Annotated in this window: 26 protein-coding genes and 3 pseudogenes; 15 read left to right on the top strand and 14 right to left on the bottom strand. The window is 36.5% G+C overall.

The genetic code is table 11. The annotated features are described in order from the left end of the window. Position 1: 1 nt before the first annotated feature. The 5 genes from ORL93_RS20990 to ORL93_RS20970 are packed head-to-tail and all read right to left on the bottom strand — an operon-like array spanning position 2 to position 5,724. The gene (locus tag ORL93_RS20990) at positions 2 to 814 is read right to left on the bottom strand and encodes an HAD family hydrolase (protein WP_018782862.1); all 813 of its coding nucleotides are present in this window, start codon (positions 812 to 814) and stop codon (positions 2 to 4) included. Further along, positions 811 to 1,929 (bottom strand): cysteine protease StiP family protein, encoded by a 1,119-nt coding sequence (locus ORL93_RS20985; RefSeq protein WP_265959447.1) that lies wholly within the window; start codon positions 1,927 to 1,929, stop codon positions 811 to 813. The genes ORL93_RS20990 and ORL93_RS20985 overlap by 4 nt, the downstream gene beginning before the upstream one ends. Further along, complete coding sequence (locus ORL93_RS20980; RefSeq protein ID WP_265959446.1) at positions 1,926 to 3,314, bottom strand: phosphoribosyltransferase family protein; 1,389 nt, start codon at positions 3,312 to 3,314, stop codon at positions 1,926 to 1,928. Before ORL93_RS20980 ends, ORL93_RS20985 begins: the two co-directional genes overlap by 4 nt. Then, on the bottom strand, positions 3,241 to 4,455 hold the full coding sequence (locus ORL93_RS20975; RefSeq protein ID WP_265959445.1) for an HpcH/HpaI aldolase/citrate lyase family protein: 1,215 nt from the start codon (positions 4,453 to 4,455) through the stop codon (positions 3,241 to 3,243). Before ORL93_RS20975 ends, ORL93_RS20980 begins: the two co-directional genes overlap by 74 nt. 12 nt (positions 4,456 to 4,467) lie before the next feature. Then, positions 4,468 to 5,724, bottom strand: a complete 1,257-nt coding sequence (locus ORL93_RS20970; protein ID WP_097794084.1) for a TerD family protein — start codon at positions 5,722 to 5,724, stop codon at positions 4,468 to 4,470. 165 nt (positions 5,725 to 5,889) lie between these two features. Between ORL93_RS20970 and ORL93_RS20965 the strand changes: the two genes are divergently transcribed. After that, a complete protein-coding gene (locus ORL93_RS20965) occupies positions 5,890 to 6,375 on the top strand; it encodes a GNAT family N-acetyltransferase (RefSeq protein WP_097794083.1) in 486 nt (161 codons plus the stop codon). Positions 6,376 to 6,532: 157 nt separating this feature from the next. Here ORL93_RS20965 and ORL93_RS20960 read toward each other — a convergent pair whose 3' ends face one another. Further along, complete coding sequence (locus ORL93_RS20960) at positions 6,533 to 6,808, bottom strand: stage V sporulation protein S (RefSeq protein WP_003201532.1); 276 nt, start codon at positions 6,806 to 6,808, stop codon at positions 6,533 to 6,535. A 296-nt stretch (positions 6,809 to 7,104) separates the two neighbouring features. Beyond that, positions 7,105 to 7,596, bottom strand: a complete 492-nt coding sequence (locus tag ORL93_RS20955) for a phosphatidylglycerophosphatase A family protein (RefSeq protein ID WP_018767382.1) — start codon at positions 7,594 to 7,596, stop codon at positions 7,105 to 7,107. A 119-nt stretch (positions 7,597 to 7,715) separates the two neighbouring features. Here ORL93_RS20955 and yutH point away from each other — a divergent pair, with 119 nt between their 5' ends. Beyond that, complete coding sequence (gene yutH, locus ORL93_RS20950; RefSeq protein ID WP_018767383.1) at positions 7,716 to 8,717, top strand: spore coat putative kinase YutH; 1,002 nt, start codon at positions 7,716 to 7,718, stop codon at positions 8,715 to 8,717. 90 nt (positions 8,718 to 8,807) lie between these two features. Here the strand turns inward: yutH and ORL93_RS20945 are convergent, their stop codons facing one another. Beyond that, positions 8,808 to 9,044, bottom strand: coding sequence for a NifU family protein (locus ORL93_RS20945; RefSeq protein ID WP_000431179.1), 237 nt, complete (start codon positions 9,042 to 9,044; stop codon positions 8,808 to 8,810). A gap of 208 nt (positions 9,045 to 9,252) precedes the next feature. Here ORL93_RS20945 and ORL93_RS20940 point away from each other — a divergent pair, with 208 nt between their 5' ends. Together ORL93_RS20940 and ORL93_RS20935 are read left to right on the top strand one after the other, a co-directional pair. After that, positions 9,253 to 9,561 carry a YuzD family protein gene (locus ORL93_RS20940; protein ID WP_003201537.1) on the top strand — a complete coding sequence of 103 codons (309 nt, stop codon included), beginning with the start codon at positions 9,253 to 9,255 and terminating at the stop codon, positions 9,559 to 9,561. 87 nt (positions 9,562 to 9,648) lie between these two features. Further along, positions 9,649 to 10,455 (top strand): nucleotidyltransferase domain-containing protein, encoded by an 807-nt coding sequence (locus ORL93_RS20935; protein WP_371389013.1) that lies wholly within the window; start codon positions 9,649 to 9,651, stop codon positions 10,453 to 10,455. Positions 10,456 to 10,548: 93 nt separating this feature from the next. Here the strand turns inward: ORL93_RS20935 and ORL93_RS20930 are convergent, their stop codons facing one another. Together ORL93_RS20930 and ORL93_RS20925 are read right to left on the bottom strand one after the other, a co-directional pair. Next, a complete protein-coding gene (locus ORL93_RS20930) occupies positions 10,549 to 10,707 on the bottom strand; it encodes a YqbF domain-containing protein (RefSeq protein WP_016112359.1) in 159 nt (52 codons plus the stop codon). 353 nt (positions 10,708 to 11,060) lie between these two features. Beyond that, the gene (locus tag ORL93_RS20925) at positions 11,061 to 12,131 is read right to left on the bottom strand and encodes an NAD(P)/FAD-dependent oxidoreductase (protein ID WP_265959443.1); all 1,071 of its coding nucleotides are present in this window, start codon (positions 12,129 to 12,131) and stop codon (positions 11,061 to 11,063) included. Positions 12,132 to 12,638: 507 nt separating this feature from the next. On the opposite strand from ORL93_RS20925, the gene ORL93_RS20920 reads away from it, so the two are divergent. The 6 genes and pseudogenes from ORL93_RS20920 (at position 12,639) to ORL93_RS20895 (ending at position 16,162) form a co-directional block, all read left to right on the top strand. Further along, entirely contained in the window at positions 12,639 to 12,878 is a 240-nt protein-coding gene (locus ORL93_RS20920) for a YuzB family protein (protein ID WP_000595023.1), read from the top strand. A gap of 25 nt (positions 12,879 to 12,903) precedes the next feature. Next, positions 12,904 to 13,332: pseudogene (locus tag ORL93_RS20915) on the top strand (nucleoside transporter C-terminal domain-containing protein); the annotation flags it as partial. A 178-nt stretch (positions 13,333 to 13,510) separates the two neighbouring features. Next, the gene (gene dapF, locus ORL93_RS20910) at positions 13,511 to 14,377 is read left to right on the top strand and encodes a diaminopimelate epimerase (RefSeq protein ID WP_006096391.1); all 867 of its coding nucleotides are present in this window, start codon (positions 13,511 to 13,513) and stop codon (positions 14,375 to 14,377) included. A gap of 41 nt (positions 14,378 to 14,418) precedes the next feature. Next, the gene (locus ORL93_RS20905; protein ID WP_003201551.1) at positions 14,419 to 14,772 is read left to right on the top strand and encodes a HesB/IscA family protein; all 354 of its coding nucleotides are present in this window, start codon (positions 14,419 to 14,421) and stop codon (positions 14,770 to 14,772) included. A 689-nt stretch (positions 14,773 to 15,461) separates the two neighbouring features. Further along, a complete protein-coding gene (locus tag ORL93_RS20900) occupies positions 15,462 to 15,617 on the top strand; it encodes an FbpB family small basic protein (protein ID WP_006096389.1) in 156 nt (51 codons plus the stop codon). 191 nt (positions 15,618 to 15,808) lie between these two features. Further along, positions 15,809 to 16,162: pseudogene (locus tag ORL93_RS20895) on the top strand (YxeA family protein). Between the two features lie 32 nt (positions 16,163 to 16,194). On the opposite strand, the gene ORL93_RS20890 reads toward ORL93_RS20895, so the two are convergent. Continuing rightward, entirely contained in the window at positions 16,195 to 16,647 is a 453-nt protein-coding gene (locus ORL93_RS20890; protein WP_003208914.1) for a 2-thiouracil desulfurase family protein, read from the bottom strand. A 117-nt stretch (positions 16,648 to 16,764) separates the two neighbouring features. On the opposite strand from ORL93_RS20890, the gene ORL93_RS20885 reads away from it, so the two are divergent. From ORL93_RS20885 to ORL93_RS20865, 4 genes are all read left to right on the top strand, one after another. After that, on the top strand, positions 16,765 to 16,950 hold the full coding sequence (locus ORL93_RS20885) for a hypothetical protein (RefSeq protein ID WP_003201556.1): 186 nt from the start codon (positions 16,765 to 16,767) through the stop codon (positions 16,948 to 16,950). 310 nt (positions 16,951 to 17,260) lie between these two features. After that, complete coding sequence (locus tag ORL93_RS20880) at positions 17,261 to 18,187, top strand: cell wall-binding repeat-containing protein (protein ID WP_006096386.1); 927 nt, start codon at positions 17,261 to 17,263, stop codon at positions 18,185 to 18,187. 341 nt (positions 18,188 to 18,528) lie between these two features. Next, the gene (locus ORL93_RS20870) at positions 18,529 to 19,251 is read left to right on the top strand and encodes a cell wall-binding repeat-containing protein (protein ID WP_006096385.1); all 723 of its coding nucleotides are present in this window, start codon (positions 18,529 to 18,531) and stop codon (positions 19,249 to 19,251) included. 145 nt (positions 19,252 to 19,396) lie between these two features. Further along, entirely contained in the window at positions 19,397 to 20,275 is an 879-nt protein-coding gene (locus ORL93_RS20865) for a helix-turn-helix domain-containing protein (protein WP_097794079.1), read from the top strand. 17 nt (positions 20,276 to 20,292) lie between these two features. Here ORL93_RS20865 and ORL93_RS20860 read toward each other — a convergent pair whose 3' ends face one another. After that, on the bottom strand, positions 20,293 to 21,540 hold the full coding sequence (locus ORL93_RS20860; protein ID WP_003201565.1) for an MFS transporter: 1,248 nt from the start codon (positions 21,538 to 21,540) through the stop codon (positions 20,293 to 20,295). A 182-nt stretch (positions 21,541 to 21,722) separates the two neighbouring features. After that, positions 21,723 to 22,202: a GyrI-like domain-containing protein gene (locus ORL93_RS20855; RefSeq protein ID WP_003201568.1), complete on the bottom strand. Its 480-nt coding sequence runs from the start codon at positions 22,200 to 22,202 to the stop codon at positions 21,723 to 21,725. 193 nt (positions 22,203 to 22,395) lie between these two features. Here ORL93_RS20855 and ORL93_RS20850 point away from each other — a divergent pair. Beyond that, a pseudogene (locus ORL93_RS20850) lies at positions 22,396 to 22,662 on the top strand (SDR family NAD(P)-dependent oxidoreductase); the annotation flags it as partial. 113 nt (positions 22,663 to 22,775) lie between these two features. Here the strand turns inward: ORL93_RS20850 and ORL93_RS20845 are convergent. Beyond that, entirely contained in the window at positions 22,776 to 23,765 is a 990-nt protein-coding gene (locus tag ORL93_RS20845) for an NAD(P)/FAD-dependent oxidoreductase (protein ID WP_265959439.1), read from the bottom strand. Between the last annotated feature and the right edge of the window lie 157 nt (positions 23,766 to 23,922).

The following is a 23,922-nucleotide window of genomic DNA, read 5'->3' as shown; positions in this document are numbered from 1 at the left end:
ATTACGCAGTAGGAAGAGAACTATGGACCATTTGAAGTGCTTTACTTACAATTTCCTCCGCTGCATATATACCAATTTCATTTGTTCTTACAATATGGGGTAATAAACTCCCTTGTTTTGTTTCAAGTTCACCATGAAGAGGTGCGATTGCATGATTCGCCCTTTCTAACATGCATAGATCAAGTAAGGAATCTCCAGCAGTAATTACGGTTTTTTCCTGAAGTTTTTCTTGTACATACTGAACAGCATCCCATTTGTTCACAGGCTTTGGCACAAAATATAATTTTCTGCCTTGCAATGAATGAGTCCATCCTTGTTTATCGAGCCAAGTGGTGAATGATTGTAATTCGTCGTATGGAATATTGTCACGCTTAATGATGCAGTAGTGAAATAAATCATCAGCTGTTTTTTGTGAAATGACCCATTCTTCATGAGAAATATTTTGAAATTCTGTTAGAACATCTTCTTTTTCCATGCATGCTACTAATCGCTCCGTTTGTATGTTTTCCCAAGTGTCATCTAGCTTACCGTTATGAAGGATATTACCGCCATTGCTTGTAATCGCATATTCCGGAATGACTTCTGTTTGAAATAGTGTAATACGTTGAAACTGTTCAATCGTTCGAGTTGTAACTGGGATGAATTGTGCTTGTAATTGTAGTTGTTTTAATAAAGAAATCGTTTTGTGTGTGATAAAAGAAATCTCTTTCCCATCTAAAGTCTCGATGAGCTTAATATGTTCGTCTTCTATGTTAGCTCGAAATGATTTCCGAGAATAAATGAGCGTTTGATCAAGATCGCTTGCAAAAATCATGAAGACGTCCTCCTTAGAGGTTTAATTATGCCGCAGCACGAATACGTCATATTTTTATAGATTTCTACTGGCACATTTTTTTCTTTTGCTAAAAGTAAAATGTGCTTTAAATCTGGATTGTTTTCGCCCTGGATTAAAATTTTCCATGGTACTCGTCTTAGTAAAACACGCGTTGTTTCTCCAACTCCTGGTTTAATTAAGTTTATATTTTCTATTCCAAAATGCTTTTGAATAGAGGCGATGTCTTGCATACCTTGCCAAGATGGTTCTGTATAGGTAGCAATAATGTGTTCTAGTTGCGTTGTTACGCCAGCGCTAATGGAAGGGAATAACGCTGTGATTTTTTCAATAAAGAAGTTAGATAAATCTTCTGTTTCTAGTTCTCGATAATATTTGGCGCCGTGGAAATCATTTGGACCAATATAAGTTTCATTTAAAACAGTGCGGCTGATTAACCCTGATACGGTCGCGTTTAAACAAGCGCTTGGAATGAGAAAATCTTCTCGTGTTCCATATATAGAAGTACAATGGCCCGGATCAGCAAGCACTGCCATGCAGTCTGAAATATATTCATGATTCTTTTCATTAAATGTATGCACAGATTGGCGTAGTTCTTTTTTTATCGCACCTTTTCCAGTCCAGCCATCAATGAACTGAATCGTTTGGTTTGGATGCTGCTGCAGAATATAATGAAGGGCATTTTCATCGATGCCGCGGCCACGAATAATGGAAATACAATAATGCGGCAAGTCGATATTATATTGATAGCGAATGTATCGTTTTATTAAAATACCTATTGGTGTACCGGCCCTCGCTAGTGAAACAAGAACAAGCTTCTTTCCTTTCGTTTTTATAATTTGCTCGGCTACTACACCGGCTGCAATGGCTAGTTTACGTTTGTATTGCTCGAGTGAAGCAAAAAATAAATCCATATAAGGTTTAGATGGTTTATATTCAATTGGAAGCATTTCAGAGTAATGTGTGCCCGATTGAATTGCTCGTTCTCTTTCTTCTGTTACGCTTTCTTCTATGACATCACTAATATCTTTTAATAGAAAAATAGCATCCTCTTTCGCATAACTACCGATAAGCTGTAATGTTTTGGGCTCGGTCATATTTCTTCACCCTCACTTTCTACTAAACCTTTAAATGAAACGATATGAATGAGCGGAATAACTGTTTGTAATTGTGTAAGAAGGGGATGGAAAGCATCTTCCTGTAAATCACGCTCTATAAAAAGAAAGACTTCATCGTAGTCCCCAGGCTGGATATTATAAAAATAACTTGTAACTACTTTATCTTCAGGGCTTTCATAGGAAAAACGACTATGAATAGCGTATTGTACATCACCCGCGTAAGGATGAATAGGACTTCGTGTTGTTGATTGATAGGAAATGTTTTCTCCCATTTCAGCTGCGATTCGCATTGGAAGATACATAAACTCGCCAGTTCCTAAGCAGAGTGTCTGTTGACCTTTTCGATTTTTCCTTAAATCATGACCAATCTTTTTAGCAAAAGAGTGGATACCCTTTTGATCATCGGATGAAATGCCAAAACGTCCTGTGTAGTTTATGTAACTGACATCATGGTTTATAGATGTATAAGGTAAAATAGGACATGAAATCATATGTTTTTCTATCTTAGACTCTATTGATTTATAAACTGTCTCATCATGTGAAGAAGAAGTAGTAACAGGACTACCAATTACGTCGATTGAACCGCTTAATAGAGAAATCACATGAATCGTAATATCAAGTTCTTGCTCGAGTTCTGTAAATTGTTTTCGATGCGCATCTGAGCGCCAATCTAATAAAGAAGCAATAATATATTCTTTTCTTGGAAACTTTTCTTGAATAGATCGAATGATATTAAGTGCGGTTTTTCCTGTTGTCATTTCATCATCCACAAGGACGATGGGCTGTTCATTTTGAAAATAGCTTTTGTTCACATAGCAACGATGTGATGTCGCGTGAGAATGTTCCTCTTCGAATGTAATGATAGGATCGATTTGTGAGATCATCTCCCTTGTTGTATGAACATATTTTGCATTTTGAAAACATTGAAACATCGAGTGGCCTAATGCGGTAGCTGTTTCTGCAAATCCGATAAATAATACTTCTTTTTCTAGAGGGAATTGATACTGGAGAATTGCCTCTAGCTCATTATTGGTACTGTCTTTAGAAGAAATCAGGTTAAGAATTTCTTTTTGAGATGGATGATTTGTACGATGTAGCACTTCCATATATCTTGCAGCAAGAGCACAGCCTCCAGCTAAAGAGATTGCAGGTAGAACAGGAAGATGTTTTCCTAAAATGGTACTCACAAATAAAAAGCCGCGCCTCTTATTCATTCTTGCGGCCATTTGAAATAGTTGATCTGGTAATAACAAATATGGATTATGTAGCACATCTATATGAACTGTTATTTTATTTGAAATGTGGTACGTGTACGTTTTGTTTTGACTGTTCGGTAAGGAGATCGAAGAAAGTTTGTTGTTCATGTAGCACCCCATAAATATTAGATTTCAGAAGTGTTTTACGCGCCCAATTATAATGTGGCTTCACTTCATTCATTTTGTTAGAAAAGCTGCTTTTCATAACGCCGTTATACGTCTGAGCAGCTTCAAAAACAGCTTTTGCATCTAAATAATCTTCTAGTGTTACAACGTGCAAGGCTTGTACGAGTTTAATGTGAGAAGGGTGAATGACCGTTTTTCCAATTAATCCATTTGCTTGATCGAGCAATACTTCATGAATGAGCCCGTCCTCATAACGATGAAGCATTTCCTCACGCATTGTTACTCCAGCGCTTCCGAATGATTTACGGAACGGTGTTTGCCGAAGCTGTGGTTTTAGTACGCGCTGCCTGTTTCCGAAGTACTCCCACACAGGACCAGATATAACGTATTCATCTGTCTTTCTAGAAAAAATATTAATAATATCAGAAATACAATCACGAATAACAGCAATATCATAGATTGTCGTATCTTTATTTCGGCGAATGCCAAATATGCCAGAAAAGTCGGTGGCACCAATTCGTACGTTCAAAATGAAAGCGCGATAAGAATCTAGGATTGCTTTAATTGCTAGTAACGTATCAATACGAGTTTCTTTATAAATAATTTCAGGAGACTCTAAAATAGGCATCCCGTAAAGTGAAAGTGAATATGTTTCGTTTATATCCTGTAGTTCATGAATGTAAGACATTCCGTTCGCAGGTGTGAATTTAGGAAAGACAAAACCGCTCATACAATGAACGGCGCTACCTAGTTCATGAATGAGTGAACGCATCTGTTTCGGTTCACGAATCCGGATAAAGAGAAGTGGCACGTCTGATGGAAGAAGCCTGTTTGCATCAATCATATGAGCCAGTAGTTGCATTTGTATGACGACATTTTGCTCGGCAAGTTTCACATCTCCATCACTAATGGAATCTTCTAAACAAAGTACGATTGATGTAGCACCTTCGTGCTTTTTCGCGGCAATATCCACTGCGATTGTATCCTTTGTACCAGGTGTGTATAGAGTAGCACCTAATGCGTAAGCCAATTGTTCTTTTGTGATATCTTTGGAAAAGATTATTGGCTCTTGATAGAAAAGTTTTTTCTTTTCTTCAGAAGACAGATAGGAAAAATGCTTCAAGTTGTCACCACCTTATTTTGAACCTGCGACCCAGTCCATGTTCCATTTGTAATGCCGATCCATTTCTAGGTGCCCTCTAAAATATTTCACAAGCCTTTGTACTTTGAATGTCTCATCATTTACATTTTCGAGCATTGCAATTGCACATGTGTTGAAACCGTTACGGTGCTCATCCATTTTTACAATAATATCTGGGCCATTTTCCTGTTTTAATGTGACAATACCATCAACCTGTGACCAGTTAGCTACACCTTCATAAATATAAGAGAAAATTAATATTCTTTTTATTTCATGAATCATGTCTCCGTTAATACGTAAATTTTCTCCTTTATTTGAAGCACCTGTGCGATCGTCTTGATCTAAATGAATGTAAGGCTCGTTATAAAATGAACCAAATATATTTCCAAGTGGTTGTACAACACCTTTCCAACCATCTTTAAATTCAAACAAACAGCCTAAATCTAAATCTATTTGAGGGGAGCTATTTGCAGTTAAGGATGAAAAAAATCCTTTTTGTTTTGGTGTACTTTGTTTACCCCAGTTTAAGTTCACTGCAATTTCGCCAAGAGGCTTGTCCGTTTTTTGTAAGTTGATCGTATCTCCAGATTTCTTTAATTCAATTTTAGAAAGGTTAATACTTTTTGAAATAGGAGAAGGTGCAGCGGTTGTCTTTGCAAAAAAATCAGGTGGTGTATGGGATAAACCAAATTGTTTAGAAAGTTCGATAAGTCCGCTTTGCAAACCGCGACCGATGGCACCAAATTTCCATTCTCCTTTGTAACGATAGACTTCACAGGCGATTAGTGCAGTTTCGGATGAGAATTGTTCTTCCAGATTATAGCGGAACATTTCGTCATTGTTTGCGGAGTTTAGAATGCGGACGTAAGAGTGAGCTATTTGTCCAAATGTTTGCAGACGAGTTTGTGCTTCGTGAATCGTAATAGTGAAAATAATACGTTCAATATGAGATGGGAGTTTGGAAAGGGAGATGGAAATTTCCTCGTCATCGCCAGATCCTGCTCCTGTACGATTGTCTGATGAAAGTGTAATCGCATCTTGTAAAGCAGATTGCTGTTTATAAAATATAATATGGTCTGTTGTTGTTAAGCGTCCATTTCCATCTAATAAGAAAGCAGCAGCATCTAAATCGAATGCATGTGAATTTGAATTTGTAGGAAGATCCCAGCCGAGACCTATTTTTATATGAGTTAATGTAGGATTTGTTTTTGTTAAATCTACCTTTTGTCCTTTACATAACTGTAGGGGCATTTTGATTTCACCTCTTTTAGAATAGTTAATCCAATCGTAACATGCTAAGAAAAGTTTTCCAATTTAGTATTTTAAAATTTTACAAACTTTTCAAAAACAAAGTGAGATAATAAGATAAATGTAGAAATTTGTTAGGGAATTGTTTTTTTGAAAGGAAGAAGAAAAATGAATATACACAAACTAACAGAGGCAGAAGCAAAAGAAATCAATACATGGCAGTATGAGGAACTATATTCGTTATACAGCTTTTCAGGCAGTGAAGAGACAATAGAAGAACTATTAGATGGTACATATTATGGCTGTTGTAATGAACATGGAGAATTAATAGGTTATTTTTGTTTTGGTGAAAACGCACAAGTGCCAGGGGGAAGAAATGCGAAGTTATACGTGGGAGAAGATACTGTAGATATTGGGCTTGGAATGAAGCCAGAGCTAACGGGGCGGGGGCTGGGGAAAGCCTTTTTGCAAGCTGGAATAAATTTGGCGGAAGAGCAAATCCAACCGGATAGACTTCGTTTAAGTGTTGCAGGTTTTAATAAACGTGCAATAAGGTTATATCAACAGGTAGGTTTTGTAGCAGAAAAAACTTTTGATGATAGAGGAAGAGAGTTTATTTTGATGACATATTTCTGTAGGAAGAAGAGAAACTGAAGAATTGATACAATAGGAAAAAGACTGATTGTTATCAGTCTTTTCATATATCATTTAACAATTGGTATTTATAAATCTAATAAAAGAATGTAGTTGAGCGGGGATGTTCTTTCATAATTTTTGTATGGATGGTTTGAATGATAAGCTATCATTTTTTCTACGATCTAATTTTTCTAGGGCCGACAATTAATTTGATTGCTGTACTTTTCTCGTTATTGATTGTGATATCTGTAAATGCTGGAATGAGAACAAGGTCAATGCCGCTAGGAGCTACGAATCCTCTTGCAATAGCAACGGCTTTAACTGCTTGATTTAAAGCACCAGCTCCAACTACTTGAATTTCTGTACTACCTTTTTCTCTTAATACACCGGCAATGGCACCTGCAACTGAATTGGGATTGGATTTTGATGATACTTTTAAAATATTATCCATATAAATTGCTCCTCCTGTTATTGAATCATTTTTTTTATTACTGAAAGGAATGTAATTCGCATATCTTTAACTAATATTCAGATCCCAATCAAACAGAACCATTAAGCTTATTCATTCGCTACTTTTTAGGCTATTCCTGTTTATTCGTGTAAATAAAAAAATGGTAGGAGTATGAAAAAATCTTGAAAAGAAAGAAAAACATAACGGACCATGATTTTTTCACATGGTCCGTTATGTTTTCTATAACATTTTCAACTGAAAGTATTACGTAAAATTATGCTGACTATTGTTTTACTTTATTCCCCATGCTCCGCGCGATGTGCCAAACGACTAGAAGCGGCAGCGGCAATACCGCCAACAATGTCATCAAGGAATGTATGGACTTTCCCAGTTGATTTATCATTTAAGTATTCTAAAATACCTGGTTTTAATTTATCGATATATCCAAAGTTTGTGAAGCCGATAGAGCCATACACGTTTACGATAGAAAGTGCGATGACTTCATCAATTCCGTACAATCCTTCATCCCGTTTTACGATATCTTGTAATGGTTCGCTTAACATTCCTTTTTCGGCAAGGACATCTAATTCAATTCCTGTAATGAGTGCATTTTGTACTTCGCGTTTGGATAATACACGTTCTACGTTGTAACGACATTCTGACATCTCTAAATTTGGATGGTATTTCTTTTGAAGAAAATGAACAAGCTCCGCAATATCATCGATTGTTACACCACGTTCTTGTAGAAGTTGTAATGCTCTTTCTTGTAGTTGATTTGATTCTTTCATGTTATCACCTTTTTTTCTTTTTATTATTTGTATACGTTTTACTGCTTTATCATGTGCATAGGAATGAAAGGCGAGCACAAGCTCATATATATAAAGAAAAACCATAGGTGGCGACTATGATGATTCAGCATATTTATGAGCATTATCAAATGCATGTCAAAGAATTAATCCCCCTTGGCCCCTATAAAAGCTTTTGGATTCGCAATAAAATTTATGTACTTCTTCCGATTGGAAATATGGAGGAAGATGTACTTGTTGAAATGAAAAAATTAAGCGATTATATGAACCAGCAAGGGGATATTACTGTTGCGACTTTCGTTCCGACGGTGCACGGTTACTATGTAAGTGAGATAGAAGAAAAAAATTACTGTTTATTAAAAGGTATGCGTTTGCTTGAACGACATGCTACTTCGTTAGGTAGTGAGCTTTCCTTATTCCATAAACGAGGCGCTTTTTTTCCAGAAGAAATAGAACAATTAAGTCGCATTGGTGAATGGAAGTCATTGTGGGAAAAAAGGCTCGATCAATTAGAGAGATTTTGGCAATCACAACTTATGAATCAGCCATCAGATGTATTTGATCAACTATTTATTGAGTCTTTCCCATACTATTTAGGCATTGCTGAAAATGCCATTCAATATGTTGTTGATACAGAAATAGATGATACACCTCAGCTTGCCGATGCAGCAACAATCTGTCAAGAACGCTTTACCCCTTTATTATGGCAGCAAACTAATAAATTAAAAATCCCCATCGATTGGGTATATGATCATCCAAGTAGAGATTTGGCGGAATGGATTCGATATGTATCGATGGAAAAGAAGAAAGATTGGGAACAAACAATTTTTCAGTTTGTAACGGATTATGAGAAAAATTATGCACTTTCTTCTTTTGGCTGGCGTCTACTATTTGCGCGTCTTCTCTTTCCACTTCGCTACTTTGAAACGGTAGAACAGTACTATCTGACGGGAAATGAAGAACAAAAAAGTATGTATCGAGATCGCTTAGAAGACATTTTACACGATGTGAACCGTTCAGAGCAATTTATGAAGCATTTTTATGAATTTCTTCGCTTGCCTGTTGATAAGCTCGGAATTCGAAAGTTGGATTGGTTATCTTAATACGAATTTACAAAAAAGAGACCATAGTGGTCTCTTTTTTGTAAATTATCCAGTGGAAGCAATTCTAAGCGAGCCGCTGCCGCTTTAAATTTAAAATACTTGTTCTACTTCGATAACGCCTGGTACTTCTTCAAGTAGTGCGCGTTCGATACCAGCTTTTAATGTGATTGTAGAACTTGGGCAGCTACCGCATGCACCCATAAGGCGTAGTTTTACAATACCTTCTTCAATATCTACTAATTCAACGTCACCGCCATCACGAAGTAAGAACGGACGTAATTTATCTAATACTTCTAGTACTTGTTCTTGCATATTTGGGTTTTCCATTTTTATCGACTCCTTTCATCCATTTTATTATAATCAAGATACAGGGGAAAATCTATTTTTTCTGTTCTTGTTTTATTGTCGAAATATTGTATCATGTTTACAATGTGTTTTTTCAGTATAGAGGACAAGAATTAAACTTGTAAAGAGATGTGCTTATAAGGTAAGTCATCTAGGCATACTGTTAGAACAGAGAAGTGGGGGAGAAGTAATGGTAAATGTTCAAGTATATGGTGCAAAAGTAATTTGTGCAAGCTGCGTTGGAATGCCGTCTTCGGCTGAAACATTTGAATGGCTACAAGCGGCAATTGGTCGCAAATATGAAGGACAAGATGATAAATTCAAGTTTGAATACATTGATATTCAGGAAGAGCAAGAAGATGCTGAGAAACAAGCTTTTGCAGAGCACGTAATTGAAGAGGATTTATTTTATCCAGTTGTTCTTGTAAACGGAGAAATCGTTGGAGAAGGAAATCCTCGTTTAAAGGACGTATACGAAGAAATTGAGAAATATTTATAATACAAAAAAGTCTTTGCGGTAGCAAAGGCTTTTCTTACATGTTTATATGGAAAAAATAACCGTTATAGGTAATCTTATCAAGGAGGTATGCGTGTGAAAGGGGTAGTGAAACATAGACTTCCAGAAGAAGTAAAGGTCTTAATGGAGCAATATGTGATTGGATTAAAAGATATTTTTTTAAACGAACAATTAATTGGAGTATATGTATATGGTTCAATTGCATTAGGAGCATTTCATTTAGAAACGAGTGACGTTGATTTTGTTACAGTAACGAGAGAGTCGGTCAGTGAAACCCAGAACATACAAATAATTGAGTTACACAAAAAAATGAGTAAAAGCATGTTAGGAAGACGAATGGACGGTATGTATATTCCACTTGCTGATTTAGGGAAATACAATGAGGAAATGCCGCAGTATGTCTATTGTGCAGATGGAAAAGCTCACACAGGACATTGGGATGTGAATGCTGTAACGTGGTGGACGTTAAAAAATCAAGGGATTACTGTAATTGGGGAGGAAGCAAGTAAGCTTCCGTTTCAAACGCCATGGAGTGATGTGGTAGAAACAATGAAATATAATGTAGAACAGTACTGGAGTGAAAAAGCATCACGGCCATATTTATTTTTAATTGAAGAATGGGTAGAATCAGCTGTTGTAACGATGGGACGCATTTTGTATACATTAGAGCATAAAACAATTGTTTCAAAAGATGAGGGATTACAATATATGATGAGGGCGTCTAGTGAAAAATGGATACCTTTGTTACAAGAGGTAGAGCGGATGCGTCATAATAAGAGAGCGAAACGAATGATTTCCATTTGGAAGCGGGCACATATGACGAAGAAGTATGTGCTTAGTGGGATAGAGGAGTGCCGGAGGAAATGGGAAGGATAAAAAAGCAGCCATACTACAAATAGTATGGCTGCTCAGTTTGTAGATAAAGGGATTTGTTAGTGCTTAACGTACACACTACTAAGCTACTCATTATTATGCTGTGGAAGTATTCTCGTCTTTACGTACTTCGAAAAACTCATTTTTGCACAGGTATTTAAAAATTCTTTGTGTAACTTGTTCTTCTTGATCTAGCAAGAAGCGATGATCAAAAGCATAGAAGGATTGTCCCTGAATTAATTTAACATAATACATACCCGATACCTCCATTATAGAACGATACAAATCTAAAGATTTATTACTATAATATCCGTAAATTGGATTAATATACCAGGTGTGTTAATCAGGGATTCTATATAAACCTATCTTGATTTTCCAACATATAAAACGCGGCTATGGAAACAAAAGCGGATCTCCACTCGTTTACTCCCTTTGTTTTAACATGACATGGGGCAGGAAAAGGCCCTAACCGCTTCTATGCATGGCTAGATGCTCTCTCCCATCTAAAGATTAGGTTTTATTCCGGTTTTTCAATTTGTACTTACATATTTATATCGTATCAAAAAGGAGAAAAATAGAAAAAAACAAGAGCGATAAGCTCTTGTTTTTTAACCATTATGATATTTATACATCCAAAGGATACCCGACTTAAGAAGTCTAGGAACTCGTCCCATTAATGGTTGATTTGCTAATAATCCGAATCCGTGTTTCTTACCGAGAGAACCGAGAACACCTTTTAATTTAATAACAGGTAGTTCATCAGGAAGGGGTTCATTGTTCCAACGTTTTAATAATATTTGGACAATTTGTTCACCTTGGCCTTCAGCAAGCTGTGCGGAAGGTGCGTGCGGAAGGGCAGCACAATCCCCTACAACATAAACGTGTTCGTTATTCTGAATATTATGATATTTTGTTAATGCAACCCGACCACTACTATCTTGTTCGACTGGAAGGTTTCGAACAACTTCGTTTGCTTGAATACCAGCTGTCCATACGATTGCATCACATTGAAGTGGTTCGTCATGGTTGTACACAACGTTTGGTTCTACTTTCGTAATGTTAGAGTTTCGTATAATTGTAACATTATGCTTTACGAACCACTCTTCTACGTATCTACTTAATTTTTCTGGGAACGGGAATAAAATGCGATCTTTTCGATCAAATAAGTAGATCTTTAAATCAGAACGGCTTTCACGAAGTTCACTTGCAACTTCAACACCGCTTAAACCAGCACCGACAACAGCGACCGTTGCGTTTGGTTCTAAACTATTTAATTGTTCATACGTTTTACGAGTTTGTTCAATTGATTGAAGGCTATGTGTATATTCCTTCGCCCCCGGAACGTTATGATATTTGTCTTCGCAGCCAAGGCCGATAATTAAGTCATCATATTCGACAACTTCACCGCCATCGAGATGAACGGCTTTGTTTTCAAGGTCAACATTCGTTACAGTGCCATATTGAATGTTGAGACGCGGGTGTTCTGGAAACGGAATGCGAATATGTGTTTCTGAAATTGTACCCGCTACTAATGCGTAATATTCTGTTTTAAAACAGTGGTATGGTACTTTGTCGATTAATGTCACTTGGACATCATCTGGGAGTTGATTGTTTGGAAGAAGCCGTTGTAGAATTCTCATTCCACCGTAGCCGCCACCCAGTAATACGAGGTGTTTCATGATGGATTACCCCTTTTCTGTTGAAATATCCCCTAATCATACAATTATATATTGAAAAAATATTTTGACTTTACTCACTCAAATTATATCGAATTTGTGAACAAATAACAATGCATGAATGTGTACTCTGTTGTACAATAAGAAGAAAAGTGGACAAACTGTTTTAATTTGTATGTTGGGAAATCAACATGTAGATAAAAAAACGATAGAAACCCGTTCTTTTAGGTTAGAGAGAGCGTCCGCCGATGGATAGAAGCGGTCAGTGCCCTTGTTGGCCCCAAGCCGTGTGAAACCAGAAGGATGAAATGAGTGGAGATCTTTTTTTGTTTTCATAGCAGTGAAGTGTATGTTGGGAAATCAACATGGATTTATATAGAGAAGATCTTCTGATTCGAAATGAAACAGTAAAGTAGCTAAATATTTTATTAGGTGTAATTAAAACAACAAGAAACAGCTTAGTTTTCTTATTATAGATTTATTTTTTGGAGATACAGGGGGGGGATTGTTTTGATTAAGCCATTAATCGAATTTTGTGTAGGTAATCTTGCGAGTGGCTCACAAGCAGCGCTAGAAAAATTTGAAAAAGATCCAAATTTAGATGTTATGGAGTACGGTTGTCTAGGATATTGTGGCATTTGTTTTGAAGGGCCTTTTGCACTTGTAAACGGGGAAGTCGTACAAGGTGCAACGGTAGAAGAACTTGTGAAAAATGTATATGATTACTTAGATGAAAATCCAATGTTTTAAGGCGTTGCAAATGAGCGACGTCTTTTTTATTGTCATCAGCGCTCTTTTGAATGGAATTGTTGGTGGGATTGGTGGTCTTTTCGGTTATCCAGATCTATCCCTACAACTTATATTAGGATATATTTTTTCACCGCTTGCGTTTGTCATTGGTGTACCGTGGACAGAAGCAATTACAGCGGGAAGTTTTATTGGGGAGAAGTTAATTTTAAATGAGTTTGTAGCGTTTACTGATTTTGCTCCTCATATGGGGAAACTTTCAGAGAAAACAATGGCAATGATTACCTTTTCACTTTGCGGATTTGCGAATCTATCTTCTGTTGCCATTTTACTTGGGGGACTTGGGGGAATGGAGCCAACCCGTCGTAGTGATATTGCGAAATTTGGAATAAAGTCAATTGTAGCTGGAACACTTGCTAACTTATTGAGTGCTGCAATTGCAGGAATGTTTGTGTGAAATAAAAAAAGGCCCTTTCCGAGAAGGGCTTTTTTCTTACACAATTTGTGTAAGAACGGCTCTTATATAAAAGCCATCAAAACGTTGTCAAATATGAGAAACGGGGGACGTTCTTATTGTGTTCCAAAAGCATGCATTTTATACTTAAAACAACAAATTTTTTTTGGAGTGAATGAGGATGAATAAATTTTCTTTTACAAAAATGCATGGTCTTGGGAATAGCTATATATATGTAAATATGTTTGAAGAGCAAATTCCAGAAGAGGAACTATCTCTTGTAGCGGAAAAAGTGTCGAATATCAACACTGGAATTGGCGCAGATGGAATGATTTTAATTTGTCCGTCTGAAGTAGCACCAGTGAAAATGCGCATGTTTAATAATGATGGGTCAGAAGGAAAAAGCTGTGGAAATGGACTGCGTTGCGTAGCGAAATATGCGTATGAGCATAAACTAGTAGAAGAGACTGTTTTTACAATAGAAACATTGGCTGGAATTGTAACGGCTGAAGTGACAGTAGAAGACGGTATCGTTACATTAGCTAAAATTGACATGGGAGCACCTCGTTTAACTCGTGCAGAGTTACCGATGCTTGGCGAGGGAGAAACACCGTTTATTCGTGAAGACTTCCTATACAATAATCATCGCTATGCGTTTACTGCTGTTTCAATGGGAAATCCGCATGCGGTCATTTTTGTTGATGATGTGGAAGAAGCTCCGCTTACAACATTAGGTCCGGTACTTGAGACTCATGAAATGTTCCCGGAACGAGTGAATGTTGAATTCATTGAAATTGTAAATGACAATGAAATGAACTTCCGCGTTTGGGAACGTGGGTCAGGTGTGACGCAGGCATGTGGAACAGGAGCATGCGCAGCAGTTGTTGCAGCAGTGTTGAATGAAAAAATGAAACGCGGTGAAGAAATTACGGTTCATTTAGCAGGCGGAGATTTAATGATTGCCTGGACAGAAGAAGGGAACGTTTTGATGAAAGGTCCAGCGGAAGTAATTTGCCGCGGAGTGTATGAGTACAAGATAGAGGCGTAAAGATGTATAATAGAACGAGAGAAGAAAGGAAGGTGGATTTCATGATTGATGTAACAGAACAAGCAGCATATCAAATTAAAGATATGTTAAAAGATGCTGAAGATGGAGAGAAGTACGTTCGCCTTGCTGTGCATGGCGGTGGATGTAGCGGTCTTTCTTACGGTCTAGGATTTGAAAGAGAACCAAATGAAGACGACACAGTGCTTGAGTTTTTCGGTGTTGAATTTGTTATTGATAAAGAAAGTGCTCCGATTGTAAAAGGAGTAAAAGTTGATTACAAGCAATCTATGCTTGGCGGCGGGTTCACAATCGATAACCCGAATGCAATCGCATCATGCGGATGTGGATCATCTTTCCGTACAGCGTCGAATGCTGGTAAGCCGGAAGAGTGCTAATGTAATGCTTTTCGTATCGAGATATGATTGAGTTTTGCAGACTTAATCAAGCGCTTATTTAATTCGCTATAAAGGAGAAGAGTGTCCGAAGACGGACGCTCTTTTTTTATTCATATAATTAGTGTTATTGATTGTTAAGAGAATAACCTATTTTATGATGTTGGAGAGGGGAATCTAGCTACTTCAAAGTGCATGAGGTGTACTGTATTTTCAAGCGGTTCGGGAACAGTATTACCATCTGTAGTAGCTTGGGCAATAACTCGTATTGTATCTCCCACCTAACTTCTTTGCTTTCCCCGAATTTTGAGGTGGGAGTATTACTGCCCGTTAATGCGGGATAAATTCATTTTGTTTATTGAACATGGACGTTGCGGTTATGTGAAACAAAAGATGATATGCACTCGTTTGTTCTATTTACTTTACCGCCGCATGTGGCAGAAAAAGGATCTGGCCTCTTCGAAATCCTCTCGATTCTCCTTGAAAAAGGATTTTTATATTCGTTTTACAATTTGTATTTGTATATAATTTTTTTTATTAAATTCACATAATGTTCAAACAAATAGGTCTAAAAACTCGGAAGTTATAGTATTCTTGAATTAAGAATAATTTTTCGACAAATAAAGACAAAAAATTTATGGTGATTGGAAAATTTTATTTTATATCTGTGATTACACAGACAATAAGGAGAAATGATTATGGCGAACAAACGTTGTAAATTACTTCATAAATCGTTTAAAGAATTGGTACAAGAAAATAAACAAAAGATATTGAATGATAAACAAGAGATGGAAAAAATTGAACAACGTATTGAACAACGGTATACACTTAATAAATCGGCTTCCTAATTAAGATACGAAAACTTTGTTGATATACAAAAAAGAAGATAATCGACTAGGTGCAGTAGTTGGTTATCTTTTTTGTTTTTTCAGTGTTTAATCTTACAAAAGTGTAATGTTCATGTCACGTTTTTGAATTTCTCCTCTGAAGAAAAGAGATTATGATAACAACATAATAAAAAACACATGAGGTGAATAACGTGAAAAGATATATTGCACTTTTTAGTATTTTAATTGTATTTGCTAGCTAGTTAGTTGGTTGTGATTTAAACCGTATGGGAAAAGATGAGTACTATGTTCAAATTACAGTTGATGGAACGGAAAAAAATGAAAAAGCTGATAATGGTCAGTCTCACAAATCATTTGAGTATAAGTTACCTGCATTTGATAAAGATGGTAAAGAAAAAGAAATGGAATTTACAGCTGTGAAGAATCTTCGTAAGGAAGCATTTCTACGTGTATTCTACTCCGATAAAAAAGGTGTAGCAGCTTGGGAAGAAGTGAAGAAGGACGAGCTTCCTGCAAAAGTGAAAGAAAAATTAGGCGTGAAATAATGAAGAAAGAGTTGGCCGAATGGTCAACTCTTTTATTTGCTTGCAAAGTCTTCTTCTGAAATTACTGTAAATCCATGTCTGCGAAATAAAGCAGTTGTTACACCATATCCATCTCGTTTTTTTTCGTTGAATTCTCCTGTATAAATGGTAGAACTTCCGCAAGAAGGACTTCGTTCTTTTAAAATGATGTATTCTGGATTTAAATCTTGTATTTCTTTCAAAGCTTTATAAGCTCCATGTACGAAAGCTGTTGTTACATCATTACCTTCGTTGTCCATTACCTTTGCTTTACCATCTAGTACATCATCACCATTGCCTCCGATAATTTCTGCTGATGGACGAGGTGTAGGTAAGCCTCCCAATACCTCTGGACAAACAAGAACAGCTTCTTCTTTTTGTAATAGCTCTTCAATTTTTGAAATGAGATTGTCATTTCCATCGTAACGACAAGCAATACCAGCTAAGCAAGCACTAATTACAATCATGTTTTTTACCTCAGTTCATTAAAGATTATGAAATAATTTCTAATTTTACTGTTGTTCTCTTGTTGATATGCGGGATGATAAGAATAAAAACTTTATATCATTTAATAAAAACATATAGTGAATTTCAAAGTAAAGAAGAATGTAATATATTTCTTAAATAATAACGGGGTAAAACAAACAGGTTGGCTATCCAATGGTGGTAAATGGTATTACCTTGATTCTTATGGAGAAATGGTAACAGGTCAAAAATTTATTGATAACAACTGGTACTATTTTAATGATAACGGTGTTTGGATTGGTTAATTATAAGTAATAGTCTTTATCGATAAGTAAAGCAGGTCGTGGGATTAAATACGACCTGCTTTATTTTTTATGCTTTCAAGTCATCAAAAAGGAGAGATTTCTATTATTTCATGACAACATATAGCGAATTTTAGAGCGTTATCAAACTTACATAATTTAAAAAAATTCTCTAGTAATTTGTTTATAACAATCTATAGCTCATAACCATCTAGTAATTTGTTTGTACAAATATTACAAAAAAACATTTAATTCATTTGATAAAATTGGTAAAATAGTATAAACTATCTATTTTTTGAAAAGGGGAAAGAGAATGAAAAAGGGAAATAAAATGAAAAAGATGATTGCTACTTCTGTACTTTCTACTGCACTATTAATTCCAGCTATTGCTCATGCAGAAGAAAACAAGACGATTCAAAATTCTACTGCTACTCCTAAAGTTGCAAGTGTAAGTAAGGCTACTCAAGCAAAAGGATGGGTAAAACAACAGGGAAAATGGTACTACTATAAAAATGGGAAAAAGGTAACAGGTTGGTCATCTATTGGTGGTAAATGGTACTACTTTAGCTCTTATGGAATTATGCAAACAGGCTGGGTTTCCATTCAAGATAAAAAAACAGGGAAATATACATATTACTATCTCAATGAAAGTACGGGAGCAATGCACACAGGTTGGACGAAAGTAAATGGATCTTGGTATTTCTTCAATAATAATGGAGTAAAACAAACAGGCTGGCTATCCACTGGAGGAAAATGGTATTATCTTGGCGGTTACGGAATTATGGAGACAGGCTGGACTTCATTCAAAGATAAAAAAACAGGAAAATATACGTATTACTATCTTGATACAAACACTGGTGCTATGAAAACAGGTTGGGCGCAAATTAATGGATCTTGGTATTTCTTCAATAATAATGGAGTAAAACAAACAGGCTGGCTATCTACTGGTGGAAAATGGTATTACCTTGACTCATCCTTCGGAGAAATGAAAACTGGAAGAGTTTCTATAAACAACGTATATTACCACTTCGATAACACTGGTGCTATGCAAACCGGTTGGCAAAAATGGGGCAATTACTGGTACTACTTTAACCAAAATGGATCAGAATACAGAGGTTGGTTAAAACTTGGTGGAAGCTGGTACTACCTCGATGCTTCTTTTGGTGATATGAGAACAGGCTGGGTATTTATTAATAACAAATGGTACCATTTCAATAATAACGGTGTTTGGGTTGGTTAATTGTAAGAAATAGTCCTTATTGATAAGCAAGACAGGTCGCATGATGTAATGCGACCTGTTTTATTTTGCTAAAAAAGATTCTGTCAATGAAAATGTCACCTTAAGGATGACATTTATATGATATGGAAGTTTCATCTTATAACAATCTATGTCATGCAATCATTGTAAATATAAACTTGTATGCTTTTATATTTTCTATCATGCTATCATGGCGTCGCTGCTACTAATTCTATAGTTATCGTACAATTTATTTGTATATATATTGTAAAAAAACATTTAATTTGTTTGATAAAATTGATAAAATAGTATAAATTATCTATTTTTTGAAAAGGGGAAAGAGAATGAAAAAGGGAAATAAAATGAAAAAGATGATTGCTACTTCTGTACTTTCTACTGCACTATTAATTCCAGCTATTGCTCATGCAGAAGAAAACAAGACGATTCAAAATTCTACTGCTACTCCTAAAGTTGCAAGTGTAAGTAAGGCTAGCCAAGCTAAAGGATGGGTAAAACAAAATGGAAACTGGTATTACTATGATAAAAATGGTAGGAAGGTAACAGGTTGGTTATCAACTGGAGGAAAATGGTACTACTTTAGCCCTTTTGGAATTATGCAAACCGGGTGGATGCCAATACAAGATAAAAAAACCAAGAAATATACATATTACTATCTCAATGAAAGCACGGGAGCAATGCACACAGGTTGGGTGCAAATTAAAGGATCTTGGTATTTCTTTAATAATAATGGAGCAAGACAAACAGATTGGTTATTAACTGGAGAGAAATGGTATTACCTTGGACCATACGGAATAATGGAAACAGGAAAACGTTTTATAAACAATACGTATTACTACTTTGATAACGGTGGGGCAATGCAAACAGGATGGCAAAAAATCAGTAATTACTGGCACTACTTTAACAGCAATGGATCTGAACACAAAGGCTGGTTAAAGCTTGATGGAAGCTGGTACTACCTTGATTCTTTTGGTACGATGGTAACGGGAACAAGATGGATTGATGGTAAATATTACAAATTTAATAATAATGGTGTTTGGATTGGTTAATGATAGATAGTAAGCGGGATTGATAAGGAAGACAGGTCGCATGATGTAATGCGACCTGTTTTTATGTTTTACGCTTTTAAATCATTAAATTAAAAAAATCGCCCATTCTGCTTTATCGCACCTATTTATATATGGGGTGATAAAAATGGGAACTTTCTATCATTTAATGAAAACATATAGCGAATTTCAAAGTAAAGAAGAGTTTAATACATACCAGCAGCAAATTTTAATCTGTTATCAAGCAAACATAAATAAAACGGACTTTTTAGTAATTCGTTTTTTAGGGAGATATGCGATTAATGAAAAGCAAAAAACAGTTGGAGTTGCTTGTCCGTTAATGGCAACAATTGCGACCAAAATAGGAAAAAGTATTCGTACGGTGCGTCGCTCTGTTGCCAAACTGGAGGAACTCGGGATTATTGAGCGGATTCCTACGAAAGAAAGATATAAGCGCGGGGGATATAGTGCGAACTTATATGTATTTCGTAAAGCAGCTGTTGACCGTATGGATGACCGTATGAAAATGACCGCATGTGAAAAGAGCCTACATGTAGAGGGGCGTAAGAAGGAAGAGGTGTCAGAGAAGGAGGAAACTATTCTTTTTAAAAACTTTTCTCAAGTACAAAAGAAAAGAGAAACGTATGAACTTGATGAAACATATTGTCGTCATGATATTCCAATTGCATTTGTAGATGCAATTGTTCCAATGTCGAGAAATCCACAAACGATTAATGTGCTTTGGAGTAAAGTGGAACTTGCTTATAAAAAGAGTGGTTTATTAGAACAAGGGGTGTTTTTTGAGCAATTGATTACGGATGAGGAGACTTGTACGCAACTTATCTGTCGTACGAAAAGTGTGGTAAGAGCGTATAAATGTGGGGAGATTCGTAAAGATGTTAGAGCACTTTTGTATAGTACGATGCGAGCTCTATTTTTAGATGTTGGATTAGAATGGGGGGCGGCTATAAGAAGGAGCAGGAAGGTGACCTTATTTGATCCATTCAAAAAAGAGTCATGCGTATGATACATGACTCCCCTTGATTAATCGAATTTTCTTACAACAGGAACGCGAATCGCAACAAATAATACAAAGACAATCACTGCGATTGCGCCGCTTTTCATAATCGTCACAATCGGAATACCAGCTGCAAGTGCGAGTGATGTGAATGCATAGGAAAGCGGGATGAAGCCCATAGATGATAGCATCAGCAAGCTCATGACGCGCCCCATCATTTCTTCTTTGACAGTAGATTGAATCATCGCCATTAACGGAACGATAGCCATGGCAATTGTAATGCCGTAAAATGCGCCTGCTAATAATGCTTGCCAAAGTGCTGTGCTGAAGTTAATGGATAAGAAGAAAACGCCAGATAACAGCATCATAATGATGCAAAACAAGCCGCGTCTACGATTAATGTTTTTAAGGCCAACAATGACAGCACCAATTGCCATTCCGCCTCCAACAGCTGCTTCTAAATAACTAAATTGAAGCGAGTCACCATGCAGTACATTTTTGATAAATAACGGGAAGCCAACTTGCATTGGTCCGATTAAAAATAGATTTAGAAAGGCGCTACAGATAAGAAATGTTGAAAGAAAAGGCGATTCCTTTACGTACAAAATGCCTTCTTTAATAGAGGTAAACATTCCTTTGTCTGTATCCGTTTTTTCTTGCAATGTAAATTGGATTTTTTGGACGAGTATAGCAGCAATAATGAGAAGCAGAATAGTAATAGTAAAAATGGTCTCATAGTTACTAAACTTGATGAGAATGCCACCGAGTACAGGTCCTAAAATTACGGATGCTTGGTTCGTCATTTGGGTAAGTGAATTCGCCTGTGTTAAACGATGTTTTTCTACAAGTTCAGGGAGAATGGAACCGTCTGCTGACCAAAAGAAGGCGTCCGCTAATCCGAAAAACAAAGCAAACAAAGCAAACGTATATAACGTTACATGACCAACGATAAACCAGATTAGAATTGTTGCGACAAGAAGTGCACGAATGATATTTGAGTAAAACATAATATTTTTTTTCGGAAATTTATCTGCGACAGCTCCGCCGACAATCATAAAGATAAGTCTTGGGACGCTAAGTGCAACAAAGACAACACCTAGTGAAGCTTCGAGATTTAATGTTTTCGCTATGTACCATGTTTGGGAAAAGGTAAAAAAAGCTAAAGCAAAGCTTGAAAATAGAGTAGCTGCCCAGAGAAATAGGAAGTTTGTATTTTGTAGTAAAGGTGTCCCGCCTTCTGTTGGAGCAGATTTGTTTTGTTGTAGTTCCTCCATATTGCTTCCTTTCTATGTAACAATTTTGAGTGGATATAAAATCCTGTTAACACTCGTTTTATACAGTTTCTAATATTTCTATACTGCACTTTTTCATTGTAGACAATAATAGCACATTTGCCCAGTGGATTTTTTAAGGCAAAAAAATAAAAAGATGCGAAAGCACCTTCTTATTATATGGTTTAGGCTAATGCAATATAGATATCAACTTGCACATTATTTGGATCCATCGCTCGTTCATCATACAATTCAAAGTCTGTTGTGAAAGCACGTTTGTTTTCTTTCGACCACTTCCAAATGTCTTGCCATGTTTCTACGATGACCTCTGATACTGGGCCTTTGCGAGTCGTAAATACCGCATATGTCTGAGCAGGTATTGTGAGAGATGTCATATTTTCAGGGATTGTGTCTAATGAAGAGACTGGCATACCGATTGTATATGTATAGGCTCCAGTTTCATCGGACTCATAGTTTGAATACAATGCTAGTGTTTCGCTTTGCTTCCTTTTGTTAGGAATTTGATCTGTTATTTGACCTTGGCAGTAGTCGGTCCATAGCTTGGGGATCTTTCCTTCAGTGGACATTTCAATTTCATTTTTTGTTGTAGCGGAGATGCCAATCGCTTGGAAAGCTTCTTTTTTAATAATCTTTGGTTGACTCATGTTTTATACTCCCCCTTTTCAAATAAGAACAAATGTTCTTATTTGATTGTACCATAATTATACAGATGAAGGGAAGAGGGAGATTTGTTTATCGAGGGGAACTTTTTTTGCTAGGGCAGAAAAAGGAGAATCCCCCACTTCAAAGCTCGTGTAGAGGGAGGTGTGCGTAGTTCAATAATTTGGAAGAAATGTTGCAGCAACAAAGTCCGCCATTCATACGATGACAAAATCGCTCGCTATTGCATTGGTACCTGACATTAGAGTAAACAGTATTGCTCCTGGTGCAGTTCATACGAGATGGTGGTCAGGTAATGAAGATAAGATGTACCAACTTGCGGGAACCTTGCCGCTTAACAGAATTTCAACACCAGAAGATAGTGCAGAAGCAGTCTTGTTTCAATTGACTCAAGAATCTATTACAGGACAAATATATACAATTGATAATAGACAGACGCTTTAAAATTATAAAGTATCTTAGCGTAATAAAATTCACCTAATGAGGTTTTTATCTATAGAATAAAGAAGCCGCAATTTCTGCTTTAGAAATTGCGGCTTTGCTATCATACTTATGGATTAAAACATACTAGAGCTATGCATTGGTTGTAGTTTTGCATTTGGATCGAAGTAAGCTTTTGCATTGTTTACTGCTGTTGGTGCTTCACCGAAGCCACATGCAATCAGCTTTACTTTTCCTTCATATGTACAAATGTCACCAGCTGCGTAAATACCAGGGATGTTCGTTTCCATTTTAGAGTTTACAACGATGCTGTTCTTTTGAATGTCTAGGCCCCAGTTTTTAATTGGACCAAGAGAAGAGACGAAGCCGTAGTTTACGATGACATCATCAACGTCAATAACAACTTTTTCTTCTGTTTTTACATGTTGCAGAACAACTTGTTCAATCTTGTCTTCACCAATTAATTCAACTGGAACATAAGGTGTTTTTACGTCTGCACGAGAGTTCGTTAAGTTTTCTACGCTGTGCTCATGAGCACGGAATTTATCACGGCGATGAACGATTGTTACTTGTTCAGCGATTGGATCTAGCATCATTGTCCAGTCCACTGCAGAGTCACCGCCGCCAAATACAACGACGCGTTTTCCAGCGAATTTATTCATATCATCAACGAAGTAGTGTAAGTTTTTCTTTTCAAATTTCTCTACACTATCTAGTTCTAATCGGCGTGGTTGGAAGGCACCATTACCAGCTGTAATAATGACAGATTTAGAATAGTGTGTTCCTTTATTTGTTACAAGCTTAAATACGCCATCAGCTTGCTTTTCAAGTGTATCAACTGCTTCTTCTAAGCAAACAGTCGGTTCAAACTTTTTCATTTGTTCTTTTAAATTATCAACAAGTTCTTGCGCGCGTACTTTCGGGAATCCCGCTACGTCATAAATATATTTTTCAGGGTATAGTGCGGATAATTGTCCTCCAAGCTGCGGTAAGCTTTCAATAATTTTTACACTTGCCTGTCTCATTCCGCCATAAAACGCTGTGAATAATCCTGTTGGACCTCCACCGATAATCGTTATGTCGTAAACTTTTTGAATTTCTGTCACTATTTATTCCCCCTATAGATGGAATTTCGATATTGATTCCATATATTGTTCATATGTATACGGAAATCCTGCAAATAAGATTGCACTTTACAATAAAAATGATACCATATTTCAGTTTAGAATACTGCAAGAAATGACTGAATTATATGTAAGCTTT

This window comes from Bacillus sp. DHT2 (assembly GCF_026241455.1).
GTDB classification, from domain to species: domain Bacteria; phylum Bacillota; class Bacilli; order Bacillales; family Bacillaceae_G; genus Bacillus_A; species Bacillus_A pseudomycoides.
The sequence above is the reverse complement of the archived record's forward strand: the minus strand, read 5'-3'. Positions and strand labels throughout refer to the sequence as shown.